Annotated in this window: 12 protein-coding genes; 1 reads left to right on the top strand and 11 read right to left on the bottom strand. The window is 30.1% G+C overall.

Annotated features, from left to right (window positions below; all coding sequences use genetic code 11):
- Positions 1-74: 74 nt before the first annotated feature.
- On the bottom strand, positions 75-1,934 hold the full coding sequence (locus FIA58_RS16195; RefSeq protein ID WP_243754693.1) for a 4Fe-4S binding protein: 1,860 nt from the start codon (positions 1,932-1,934) through the stop codon (positions 75-77).
- Positions 1,935-1,936: 2 nt separating this feature from the next.
- Complete coding sequence (locus FIA58_RS16200; RefSeq protein ID WP_140963725.1) at positions 1,937-3,229, bottom strand: NAD(P)/FAD-dependent oxidoreductase; 1,293 nt, start codon at positions 3,227-3,229, stop codon at positions 1,937-1,939.
- Positions 3,230-3,399: 170 nt separating this feature from the next.
- Between FIA58_RS16200 and FIA58_RS16205 the strand changes: the two genes are divergently transcribed.
- Complete coding sequence (locus tag FIA58_RS16205) at positions 3,400-4,392, top strand: glycoside hydrolase family 113 (protein ID WP_140963729.1); 993 nt, start codon at positions 3,400-3,402, stop codon at positions 4,390-4,392.
- Positions 4,393-4,507: 115 nt separating this feature from the next.
- Here FIA58_RS16205 and FIA58_RS16210 read toward each other — a convergent pair whose 3' ends face one another.
- The 9 genes from FIA58_RS16210 to FIA58_RS16250 form a co-directional block, all read right to left on the bottom strand.
- A complete protein-coding gene (locus tag FIA58_RS16210) occupies positions 4,508-5,083 on the bottom strand; it encodes a DUF2911 domain-containing protein (protein WP_140963732.1) in 576 nt (191 codons plus the stop codon).
- 141 nt (positions 5,084-5,224) lie between these two features.
- Positions 5,225-6,193, bottom strand: a complete 969-nt coding sequence (locus tag FIA58_RS16215) for a DUF547 domain-containing protein (protein ID WP_243754694.1) — start codon at positions 6,191-6,193, stop codon at positions 5,225-5,227.
- 4 nt (positions 6,194-6,197) lie between these two features.
- On the bottom strand, positions 6,198-7,070 hold the full coding sequence (locus FIA58_RS16220) for a sterol desaturase family protein (RefSeq protein ID WP_140963735.1): 873 nt from the start codon (positions 7,068-7,070) through the stop codon (positions 6,198-6,200).
- 6 nt (positions 7,071-7,076) lie between these two features.
- Positions 7,077-7,895, bottom strand: a complete 819-nt coding sequence (locus FIA58_RS16225; protein WP_140963737.1) for a hypothetical protein — start codon at positions 7,893-7,895, stop codon at positions 7,077-7,079.
- Positions 7,896-7,989: 94 nt separating this feature from the next.
- On the bottom strand, positions 7,990-8,958 hold the full coding sequence (arsM, locus tag FIA58_RS16230; protein WP_140963738.1) for an arsenosugar biosynthesis arsenite methyltransferase ArsM: 969 nt from the start codon (positions 8,956-8,958) through the stop codon (positions 7,990-7,992).
- Positions 8,959-8,987: 29 nt separating this feature from the next.
- Complete coding sequence (locus FIA58_RS16235; protein ID WP_140963740.1) at positions 8,988-9,803, bottom strand: purine-nucleoside phosphorylase; 816 nt, start codon at positions 9,801-9,803, stop codon at positions 8,988-8,990.
- A complete protein-coding gene (locus tag FIA58_RS16240) occupies positions 9,800-10,405 on the bottom strand; it encodes a TIGR04282 family arsenosugar biosynthesis glycosyltransferase (protein ID WP_140963742.1) in 606 nt (201 codons plus the stop codon). The genes FIA58_RS16235 and FIA58_RS16240 overlap by 4 nt, the downstream gene beginning before the upstream one ends.
- 1 nt (position 10,406) lies before the next feature.
- Entirely contained in the window at positions 10,407-11,234 is an 828-nt protein-coding gene (locus FIA58_RS16245) for a metallophosphoesterase family protein (RefSeq protein WP_140963743.1), read from the bottom strand.
- A complete protein-coding gene (locus FIA58_RS16250) occupies positions 11,219-12,553 on the bottom strand; it encodes an SLC5/6 family protein (RefSeq protein ID WP_140963745.1) in 1,335 nt (444 codons plus the stop codon). Before FIA58_RS16250 ends, FIA58_RS16245 begins: the two co-directional genes overlap by 16 nt.
- Positions 12,554-12,558: the final 5 nt, after the last annotated feature.

The raw sequence follows: 12,558 nt of genomic DNA on the forward strand, positions 1-12,558 counted from the left end.
TATACAAAATTTAAAATTTTCAAAAGCTAAACTTATAAATACATATACGTGGAAAGGGAATTTGTGGTTTTAAATTATTTTTGATTTAACAAATCCATTAAATTAACATCATTACCTAGTAAAATTTCATTAGGATTAATTCTTCCTTTTTCGGAAGCATTCTCTAATTTTAGTACTCCTCTAGGACATACAGCGGAACAAACACCACAACCGACACAGGAAGCACGTACAATATTCTCCCCTTTTTGTGCATAAGCTCTTACATCTATCCCTTGTTCACAGTAAGTTGAACAATTTCCACATGAGATACATTGCCCGCCATTAGTAGTAATCCTGAATCTAGATTTAAAACGTTGAATAATTCCCATATAAGCTGCCAAAGGACATCCAAAACGGCACCATGTTCGATTACCTAAAATTGGATAAAAACCTGTTCCAATAACACCTGCGAAAATCGACCCTATTAAAAAACCGTAAATTTCATTTATTTTGTATGCATTAATTCCAAATAGCGTGCTATCTCCAACATTTGAAGGATTGTAAACAATATTATAAGTATTATAGCCAACAACAATAGTCATAATAATAGCAAAAACGAAAATAGGGTAAATAGTCCATCTTTCAATTTTCCAAGCAATTAGTCTTTTATCTGAAAGCTGACGATAAGGATCACCTAACGTTTCAGCCAAGCCACCACAACCACAAACCCATGAACAATACCAGCGTTTCCCATAAAAATAAACCATTACTGGAACAACAATTAAACTCAAAATAACACTCCAAACAAACATAAATTTACCTAAATGCCCTGCATCTAAATGTTGTTTTACATTCCAATCGGTAACAAAGTTATAATCTAAAGGCCAAGCGTTTTTTAAATCAACTCCTGGCAAATCAAATAAGGGTAAAATTTCAACTAATAAAAAAGCAAAAATGATTTGAAAAAACAAAACGCTTGCTGTTCGTACTATTTGATAACTATTGTGTCTGTATTTGATAAACATTCGAATTCCCATTACAATCATGGAAACACAGTACAAAATACCGTATAAAAACCATTGAGAAGCTCTTTCTCCTTCTTTAAACATTGATTTTAATGGGTCTACAATGTTTGTCCAGTTAACTATGTAATAAGGACAGAAATACAAAAGAATATAAAAAGAAACTAAAAATCCAAATACAAAAAGCGCTACCCAACCTCTATTAGTAGCTTCAGATAAATAAATTCCATTGTTTTTAATTCCTGCAATTGGTTCTAGAAATAAACCTGTTATAATAAACACCAACGAACCAATAATTCCTAATCCAAAAGTTAGAAATAAATACCCTTTTTTATTTTCCTTTAACGGACCCGTTACAGCTGCTTTAGCAATATCAAATTTAGTATACTTGTTATCATATAACAAAAATTCTTGTGCATTACTTCTGTTAATATCTACTATTTTATTGGTAAAATCATTTTTAAAGTCTGCTGCTTTTCCATAATTTTTAGTAGACGAATACATCCAATTTGTAGCTTCATCTACTAATTTTATTTTATCTGAGTTATTTTGGAAAACAGATTCTAAAACTGCTTTTGAATAGGAAATCTTGCCTCCTTGAATCGTTTTTTCGAATATTTGATTAATTTCTTCTTCTGAAAGTCCTTTTTCAATCTCAATATCCTTAGTAATCTTAGCATTATATTCTTCTAATAACGAAGTGATTTCATCATTAAAAGAAAATGGATTTCCAATTTCCTTGCCTAAAACTCCTCTTTCTTTAGCAACTTTGGTAAAAGTTGAAATAACTCTTTCAGATTTACTTGAAAAAGTATCTTTAATTACCAATTCAGTTAAAGAATAACTACCAATGAATAAAGTCACAATAAAAATGAATACTGATGCGATAAAGAGTATTAAACCTATTAATCGTAAAGTTTTTATATTTTTCATTACTACGTTTTTAAGGTTGGAAATTCATTTTTAAATTGACTAGCAATCTCTTTTTCATAATGCTTATAAAATTCTGGATCAAAATTGGCTTGTTTTAAATTTTCAATCACAAAATCTACACTTTTCTTCTCCGTTAAAACTTTATCAAAAAACTCATGACGCATTCTAATACCAAAGATATTTATTCCTAAAAACTCCATAGTTTCCTTATGATATGAAATTCGAATAGCTATTTTACCCGATTTATGTTCCCAATAAAATTGTTTTTCATAGCTTTTCGGTTTTGCCCAAACCCAACCGTAAGTTTGGTATTCAATATCTAGAAATTTAGCTGAATTAAACCAATGACCAGGATTGTATTGCATTTTATTGCCACAGATAGTTTGTGCTAAGACTTCACCCATCATCCTACCTGTGTACCAAACGGCTTCAATATTTTTTCTGTAGCCAATAGCCTCATGCTGTTCAGCGCAATCTCCAATAGCATAAATATTTGAAATATTAGTCTCTAAAAATCGGTTTACCAAGACCCCTTTATTGGTTTCAATACCTGAACCTTTTAAAAAATCTATATTAGGAGAAACACCAACAGTTAAACCAACTATATTGCACTCAATCACATCCCCTTTTTCTGTAACTATTGCTTTAGCTCTCCCATTTTCATCAGAAATAATTTCTTTTAAATTGGTTTCAAATCGTAAATCTATATGATGTTCTAACATGTGACGCCCTATTAATTTAGCTTCTCCTTCTGGTAAAACTCCACCCCAAAAATTGGTTTCTCTTACCAAAAAAGTAACTGGAATATTTCTAGTTAATAGCATCTCGGCCAATTCTATTCCAATCAAACCACCTCCAACAATAACAGCACGTTTTGCATTTTTAGAAAGGTCTTCTAATACTTCTAAATCTTGTTTATGATATAACCCTAAAACTCCTTTTAAATCTTGACCAGGCCAACCGAATTTATTCGATTTAGAACCAGCAGCAATAACTAATTTATCATATTTTAAAATCGAATTATCCTCCATTTGCAAACTATTCTCTGTGGAAATAACTTTTTCCACTCTTTTAAAGACTAAATCTATTCGGTTTTTTTTCCAAAAATGATTTTCATAAGATTGCGTATGTTCAAATTTCATATGTCCCATATAAACATACATTAAAGCAGTTCTTGAAAAAAAGAATTCGGTCTCAGCAGAAACTATAGTAATTTTCTTATCTGAATTTTTACGAATGTGTCTCGCGAGTGTGACACCCGAAATCCCATTTCCAATAATAACAATATGTTCCATGTATAAAATTTAACAGGGTAAAAATAAAACATTAAGATACTAATTAAAGTTAGAATTCTTACTTTTATTTAGAAAATAGGTTTTAGTTCTAAATTAAATATTTTCCCAATGCTACATAAAATAGTATATTTAAATAAAAAAACAATACTTTTTACAAAGTCACTCAAAAAATGAAAAAATTATCTTATTTAGTATTTCTTCTGTTTACTTTCTGTTCTTCGCAAGAAAACAAAATCAATGGAATTAGTTTTGTAGCGTCAAATACTTTAACAAGTCAAAAGGAAGTGAATCCTGTTAAAGAAATAAATGCTAATTGGGTAACATTAATGCCTTTTGCATTTATGAAAACTTTAAATGATACTACTATTTTTTATAATTCAAAAAGACAATGGATTGGAGAAAGAGAAGAAGGCATTGTAAATGCTAGTACAATTTTTCATTCTAACCAAATGAAAATCATGTTAAAACCCCAAATTTGGATTCCCAGAGGTTTTACAGGACATATAGAAATGAAAACAGAAGAAGAATGGATGAAATTTGAAAATAATTATGCAAAATTTATTCTTTTTTATGCCGAGCTAGCTCAAAAACAGAGTATTGAGTTATTATGCATTGGAACAGAGTTAAACTATTTTGTAAAAAACAGGCCACAATTTTGGCATACCTTAATTCAAAAAATAAAAAAGACATACAAAGGCCAATTAACCTATGCTGAAAATTGGGATACTTATCAAAATGTTCCTTTTTTTAAAGAACTAGATTACATAGGGATTGATGCTTATTTCCCATTGGCTAATGAACAAACTCCAACTATTTCACAATTAGAAGAAAAATGGTCAACTCATAAAAATAGTATTGCTAATTTTTCTAAAAATATCAAAAAGAAGGTTTTATTTACTGAATACGGTTATCAAAGTATGGATTACACAACTCATGAACCTTGGAACTTCTCAAAAGAAAAAAAAGTAAACTTATTGGCTCAAAAAAACGCATTACAAGCTTTGTATAATGAATTTTGGCATGAAGACTGGTTTGCTGGAGGTTTTTTATGGAAATGGTTTGAAAATCATTCACAAGTTGGTGGACTAAACGACACTGATTATACGGTGCAAAATAAACCTTCATTTGAAATAGTAAAACAAGTTTACGAGAAAATGAAATAACTATTCAAATAAGTTCTTTTCACAAAGATTACTTTATTTAATATTAAAAGCACTCTATTTTACTTAAAATATAAAAACTGATAGTAAAAGTGTATTACTATCAGTCTCTTAAATTTTATTTTAAAGTCACTGGAATTTCAGCAATTGTTTTATCCCAACCAATTTTTATATGCACTACATTTTTACTTTTTTCATACATAGTAATAGATAATGCTTCAATCTCTTTGTCTGATGTTAAAGTTGGAACAGTTATACTTGCGATATCAAATGCTGGATCATGAGAATAATTTCCCCATCCATCATTTACAGAATTTAATTTAACAGTCCATTCCTTTTCAGTTGGAATTGCAATAAGCGTATAGCGACCTGCTTTTACTTTGGTTCCACCAAAAACAACATCAGTCATAAATAAAACTTCTGTTGATTCGTTCGCTCCTATTCTCCATGCTTCATTAAATTTAACCACATCACCAAAAATAGTTCTTCCATTTTTTAATGGACGAGAATACAATATTCTAATTTTTGGTTCAGCTTCCATTTGTTTTGTTTTATCTTTGATAAAAGCGCGTTTTGGAGCGTTATCCGGATAATAAGAAGCATCCATAATACTTTTATCAATTTTTGAGAACTCCTGAGCATTTACAGCTAAAGTAAATACTGCTAAAACAATACTTAATACAATTTTTTTCATTTTATATAGTTTGTTTATTTGAAAATATTATCCAAAAGTAATTCCTTTGTAGTAGAATGAAGTACTATTTAACATCATTTTAGTTTATTCATGATTTTGAAATAACCTTAATGCAATTTTAAAAAGATGTATTATAATAAGTTATTCATTTAAACTCCAATTATAATCTAAATAACTGACTTTTGCTTCATTACTAATTTTTGTTGCTGAATATTTATTCAAAAAATCAATAACTGAAGTGTTTGTATTTTTAAAATCTTTAGAAAACCAATTGAAAATTTCTGATATTTTAATCTCATTTTCTGATATATTATTTTTAGAAGAATCATTGATGAATTTTTTAGAAGCATCTGTCAACTGTCTTTCCATTGTATTTGAAGTATATGCTTGATTCGCTAAATTAGGGCAAGAATAAGATGCACAATTAATTGCAAAATGAATTCTTGGTTCATTCATTTTTCTTAGAATTTCGTTTTCAACTTGTTCCAAGCTATAATTAGAGCCTTCTAATGTAAAAAACTTTTTTTCCCAAGGATTTGAAATATCTTTAATGCTTTTTATAGGATAATTGTCAACAATTAACTTCACAGTAAATGCATTATAAACATTTATCCAATAGGCTAATTTTGCGTTTTTTGACCAAGTCTCATCTGGAATTTTAGTTGCTAATGTATTTAAATAATTTTCTAACATGGCTTTGTCTCTTATAAATCCCCTATAATTTACATTACCTGTATTTGATACATTTTTCTTTAATAATGCATTCCATTCTGAATGATCTATATCAACTGATTCAACTTTTTCCTCTATAATTTCCTTAACAACTTCAGGTTCGTTTATTATTTCTTCTGTTGTTTGACTCTTACCTACTTTCTCTTTTTTAGAATTCTCTAAACTTTCTTTAGAATCTACATTTTTCACACCCTCAGGAATGGTATTAGTTTTAGAACTACCCATTTTTGTATCACCACCTATTTCTTCATTGGTTTCTACTTGAATATCTATTGAGTCTAATTCATTTTTATCAATAGTGCTAGATTCATCTTTTTTATTGAAACGACAGGAGCTAACCATTATTAGCAATAAAGACAAAAAGAATAATTGTTTCATATTTTTACTTTTTAAAGGGGTAAAGCTCTTGATTTATAAAACTACTTGGAAAATTTTGAACATCATCAAAACCTAATTCAATATCCCTTCCTTCTTTTGGAATATAGTTACTTTTGAATAAATAATCCCATAAACTTAATGAAATTCCAAAATTAGCTCCATATTTTCTTGGCATTTCTTTACTATGATGCCAAATATGCATTTTAGGATTGTTTAAAATGTATTTTAACGGTCCGTAATCCCAACCAATATTAGCATGATTTAAATGACCTATTGTAATTGTGATAAAATGAACTATAAACACATCTTGAACTGAAAACCCTCCTATTAAAGCCAATGGAACATATAACAAGGTTTTATATACAACTGGTTCCATCCAATGATAACGTAAATGTGCTGCAAAACCCATTTCTGTTACGGAATGATGCACCTTGTGAAAATTCCAAAAGAATTCAAATCGATGTAATAATCGATGGGTATTCCATTGCACAAAATCAGATACAATAAAAAATATAAATAAAGCTATTCCTTTAGGTAATTTAGACAAATCGACTAATTGTATCGATGTCAATTCTAAATCAAAAAGACTTAAAAAATCATTAAGCAACTCAGCAGTTACATTATTCATAGCCATTAAAACAATCAAGTTTAACAAAAAGAAATTAAAAAACATATAAAAGGTATCCAACCAAAAATCTTTCCTAAAAACAGACTGATTCTTTCTCCAAGGAAATATGATTTCCAGTAAAAAAACTAGTAAAGAAATAATGATCAATCCATAAAAATAATTTTCTATATGGAGTGACATCAATTCGTTTTTCAAATAATTAAAATGATTTGAGTATGAATCAATAATTATTTCTTTGTACTTGTTCATATGTTTCTATAATTTGGTATAAACTCCAATATTAATCGTTGGTGCTAAAGGAGCGTTATCTATTCCAAAAGCCCCAAAAGTGGAGAAATTTGCTCCCAATTTATCTTGAATAAATTCGTAATTCACTTTAATTCCAAAAGCATTATATGTTTGCCTGTCTAAATGAGATGCCCATTGCAAATTATCATTATAATAAGCGTCTTCTTTAGTGACTGGATTTCTAGTGTCTAAAACTAGCATTAAATAGCCTCTTGGAATAATGTTATAACCAACTTCAATGGTGGCTTTCAAATAATCTGAATACTCATTATCCATGTAAGCATAACCCAGATTTCCAAAATAATACCATTTATCATGGCTTGATCCAATACTAATATATGGCAAAAAAGTAAAAGCATTGATTCCTGTTGAACTTACTACTAAACTTTCGTCTTTTTTAATAGAATTAGCCGAAAACAAAAGTCCAGAGCTAATTTTCCAATTTTTATCTGACAGTTTATATTTTAAACCTAAAGAGATATTCCCCAATCCAGAAATACTTTGAGAAATACCTGTACCATCATAATTTGCTTTCTTATAAGGTAATATCAGTTGAGCTTCTAATTTATCAGAAATACCATATTCAGAATAAACCTGAACTGTTATATCTGTATAATCACCAATATTTTCAATTTTTTCTCCATCAAATTGAACGGCATCATATACCAAACTCGTAACACCTAACTGAACATACGCTTTTCCTTTTTCCCTTGTCCATGGACTTTGTGCATTTGAATACTGTAACCCAAGCAAAGTAATGATACATACAATTACGTTTTTTTTCATGTTTTAGTTTTTTTATTTTACAAATGTACTAGGTTTGAAAAAAAACAAAAGTTAGCTATGTTACACAAGATAAAAAAACAATCCTCGTTTTTATTTAACAACATCCTCCTCCGTTATAATGGAACGTACTTTCACTAATAAAAATATCACTTCTATTTAAACTTGCTAAAGCATTTGCTGTTTTATCACAAACAGCTAAAGGTTGATTTTTCATTAAAACATGTCCTTTTTTGTCATCAAAACAATCCTCTTTACCAAAATAAATAGCTGCCTTTCCAGTAAAAACGCAAGGTCCGTCAGCAGGCATTGGGTCTTTTATAGCACAAACTTCAATACTTTCAATGTAAATTAATTCGTCTGTTGGATAATTCTCTGTATCTAATATACGATAAGGACGTCTTCCACGGATTTCAATTGTGCCAAAACCTACATCAGTTAATGCTTTTATATAATCTTTTATAGGAATACTTCCACTTAAACATAATGCTCTAAGATGATCATCATTTCTTAAAGTTTCATTCATTTCTTGTTCACAAGTAGGATCACTCATTACTAATCTTCCATTTGGTTTCAATACACGATACATTTCTTGAAGCGCTTTTTTTAAATCTTCCGTCTTAAAAATATTAAAAAGGCAATTTTGAGCTGCAACATCGATACTTTCATCTTCTATTGGTAGATTAAGTGCATCTCCTTTTTTTAAAGTTACAAACTCACTTTTAAACCAATCATTTTGTTCTTCAGCAATTTTAAAATTTTTGCGAGAGGCTACTAACATTTCATCTACAACATCTACACCAATAACACCACCATTTTGACGAGAAAAATAAGAAAATTGCAATAATTCCATTCCTCCACCAACACCAACATATAGAATTTTTGGGTTGTTGATTAAATCCTGTGCAGAAATCGTACTACCACAACCATAATTCATTTCTTGCATAATCATTGGAATCTCAAGGCCTGGAAATTTCCAAATAGGTGTTGTAGTACAGCATAACCCTACATCAGGAGTTAAAGCTGCATTTTTATATAAATCATTGGTTGCGTTTAAATAGCTCATCTTTATTTTTTTAGTTGTTTTTTGAAATATTAAATCTGTTGAATTAATCCTTTAAAAAGTGTTATCATTTTTGGTTCTGCTTCACCAGCAACTGCTATAATTTCAGGAATATTTACTGGTTTTAAATCATCTGGATTACATTCATCCGTTAAAACAGAAACTGCAATTACAGGTAAATTTAAATGATTAGCAACGATTACTTCAGGTACTGTACTCATCCCAACTGCATCGGCTCCAATTATCTTTAAATAACGATATTCTGCTCTTGTTTCTAATTGTGGGCCAACAACTGCTGCATAGACTCCTTTATGAAGTGTTATTTCATTTTCTTTGGCTATAGCCAACATTTTTTTGTTCAAATTAGCATCATATGGAGCACACATGTCTGTAAATCGTTCTCCAAAATTGGATACATTTTTAAAGGCTAACGGTGAACCCCCTTGTAAGTTGATATGATCGTCTAACAACATTAAGTCTCCTTTTTTGTAGCTTAAATTAATGGCACCAGCAGCATTTGAAACTAACAAACTGGAAACACCTAACGCTTTCATCACTCTAACTGGAAAAGTGATTTCTTGTAAAGAGTAACCTTCGTACAAATGAAAGCGACCTTGCATCACTATTACTTTTTTCCCTTCTAAAGTTCCAAATAACAATTTTCCAGAGTGAAATTCTACTGTTGAAACTGGAAAATTCGGAATATCAGTGTAATTGATTTCAACCTCAACTTGCAAGTGATTTACTAATTGTCCTAAACCCGTTCCTAATACGACTCCAATTTGCGGATTTTGAAATCCTTTCTCTTTTAAAAATGCTGTTGTTGTGTTTAAAATTTCTTGTGTCATTGTTTTGTATATTTTTTAAAAAAGGGAATATCTTTTATATCTTCAAAAGTATCGATATCATTTTTTTCTTGTAGTAAATGATAGGTTACCATTTCAATATCTTTTAAAGTATCTTTTAAAACAGTATTCGTTCCCCATTGTTTGTTTTGAAATATATTTTCTGGAATGGATTTCATTCCCAATAAATAATAGCCTCCGTCTTCAGCTGGACCAATAACAACATCATTTTCATCCAACTTACTAACAGCTTCTTTTATGTCATTACTTTCTAATGCAATTAAATCTGAGCCAATAATTACTATTTTCTTATAGCCTTCTTCAAATCCTTCTTTAAAAGCATTATACATTCTTATTCCTAAATCCTTTCCTAATTGCAACTTCTTTTGAAACAAATGATTGTCCCACATGTCATTCGTATTGATTTCCTCTGAATACAGCACTCGTTTGTCAAAATCGGTTTCTAAAGCTACTTCCCGAGTATGTTCTAACAAATGAATGTACACTTCTAGTGCATTTTGATTACCAATAGTTGCTGCCAAACGGGTCTTTACTTTTCCTAGTTCAGGGTTTCTGGTAAATATTAAAATTAAATTTTCGTTCATTTTAAAATTGGATTGGTTGTCCTTGTAATTTCGTTTCTTGCTCTGGTAAAATTTCGGTATTATCCCAAATTCCGGTTAGAATCGTTTTGGCATACTCATTGGGTAAACCATTATCTAACATTAAACTATTGGCTAAACTATGATTATAAGTTAAACTTTTATGTTTGAAAGTTAACGAATTATTCTTTTCTTCTAAAATAACATACCAAACACTTGGATTTCCATCATTTGCAGGCATGCCAATCACACCAGGGTTTAACCACAATAAATCGTTATACTCATCATGAAAAGGCAAGCCACAATGACCAGCAATAATCACATCACTTTTAGTTCCTTCAAAATTAGAAATTTTCTTTTCCCAAGGAGTTGATTTAAAAATAAATTCAGAGGTATTGAAATAAGAACCGTGAACCAAGGTACACTTTTTATTGGCAAACTCAAATTGGATGTATTCAGGTAAACTACTTATAAAATTCAAAGAATCATTTGTTAATTTACTTTTAGCATAAGGATACCAAAGTTGGGAAAAACCATCGCAACGAGAACCTTTTATGAAGTCGCAACCACAATCTTCTGCATTCTCACTAAGTTGAATTTCTACGTTTCCAGCAATACTTCTTGCATTCCATTTTTTGAAAAACTGAATGGTTTCTTCAGGTTGGGCACAATAGCCAATAATATCTCCTGTACAAATACAATTTTCAGGATTAATATTCTCATTTTTGGCCACCTCTGCTAAAGCTTCCAAAGCTTGAAGGTTACTATAAACGCCTCCAAACAATAAAACTTTACCTTTTAATCGACCTATATTTTTTATTTTTTTATCCATTTTGGTACACTATATAAAATGACACATGTTAGAATTCCCCATATATTTACCCAAAGTAAATCCGCATATTTTCCTTCTGTAAAAATGAGCTCTTTTGGAAACCATTTAAAAACTAGGAGAAAACCGAATACTAAACCTCCTATTACACTCAGATAGAAACTTATTTTTGGCGCTTTCATATTCCAAAACAAAAAAACAGGTGTTAACCCAATAACCATAGTTCCTGAAATTGTAGTTGCCGATAAAATTTCAGCATTTAGAAAAACAGGAATAGTTCCTAAAAGTGCTAAAACCAACATTGCAAGTCTTCCAAAAGTAACAGATTTACCCAGTTTTAAGTCGATTGCTGTTAATTTTGAAAAAGAAGAAAACGTAGAATCTATAGTTGAGGCCGCTGAAGTAATCATTATGAAATTGATTACGAGTAAAATGACAATTCCAAAAGCTTTTCCCACTTCAAAGGCAGCATCACCAGTCATTCCTTTTGTCTTGGCATATACACCAATTACACTGAATAAAAGGATACATAAACCTCCTAAAAAGCTTGCCCATAAAAAACTTTTTCGAGTTACTTTTGGTGAACTAATAAAAGCTCTATCTGTTAAAACAGGATCATGAAAAGGATAACTAAAAGACTGAATAATAGCTACAAAAAATAGATTTAAACCCAATTCGAAGCTCCACGTACTTGATGTGGCTACTTCTTTTACAGAAAAACTTTCCATAGAGAAAACTTTCCATAAAATGATTACTAATAAAACCGAGAACAATATCATTTGAATAACATCAGTAAAAATGGAACTGCTTAAGCCTCCTTTTATAGAATAAGCCAATATTAAACCTGTAAAAACAAGAATTGCTGTATAATATCCCGAACTTCCTGGCACTCCAAAATAATTACCAATCACCATTGTATTGCTCCAAACTTCATTAAAAAGTCGGATAGCAATTAAAATGGAAAATAGTAACATCGCTTTTTTGCCAAATTTAGTAGTCAAAAATTCATGAATACTACTGAAATTTCCTTTTGTACGCAATTGATAAATTAAAATTCCAGCAATGGCAAAAGACAAATAATAACCTGCATAAGCTAGACCACCAACAATACCAAATTCTAAACCTAGATTTGCTGCATTAGTAATGCTTTTGGCAAAAATCCAAGAGATAATTAAACTACCTGTAAGCACCATTGTATTGGGTGCTTTGCTGTCGTTTATTGCTTTAAAAAATTGATCCTTTGTTTTCGCTAATGGAGACAGAAAAAACAGTATCAAACTAGATACAATCATTACTGCCCATTGCCAATTTATTATTTCCATTTAGT

The sequence above is a fragment of the Flavobacterium jejuense genome (genome assembly GCF_006491595.2).
Taxonomy (GTDB): Bacteria; Bacteroidota; Bacteroidia; order Flavobacteriales; family Flavobacteriaceae; genus Flavobacterium; species Flavobacterium jejuense.